Origin of the sequence: Microbacterium sp. ZXX196, from assembly GCF_009709595.1 — a bacterium.
In the GTDB taxonomy this organism is placed as follows: Bacteria; Actinomycetota; Actinomycetes; order Actinomycetales; family Microbacteriaceae; genus Microbacterium; species Microbacterium excoecariae.
In genome coordinates this window covers 1-262 of record NZ_WMEE01000274.1, presented here as the reverse complement: position 1 = coordinate 262, position 262 = coordinate 1, and the positions used below count along the sequence as shown (strand labels likewise).

1 protein-coding gene is annotated in these 262 nt (G+C 73.7%); it reads left to right on the top strand.

Annotated elements, in window-relative coordinates:
* A partial coding sequence (locus GJQ66_RS13035; protein WP_230379633.1) for a hypothetical protein occupies positions 1–262 on the top strand: 262 nt, incomplete at both ends.

The window sequence follows — 262 nt, the reverse complement described above, 5'->3', positions numbered from 1 at the left end:
GCTGGGACAGCGAGCGTCGCGCCCTGGTGGCGCTGCGCGAGACCCGTTTCGACCGCATCGTGCTCGACAGCCGCTCGGCCGGCCGTGTCGATCCGCAGCACGCCGCGCAGGCGCTGACCGACGCGGTGGCCGAGCTCGGCCTGCAGGCGCTGCCGTGGACCGAAGGCCTGCGCCAGTGGCAGGCACGGGTGGAATCGCTGCGGCGCTGGATGCCGGAACTGGAACTGCCCGATTGCAGCGACGCCGCCCTGCTGGCCAACCG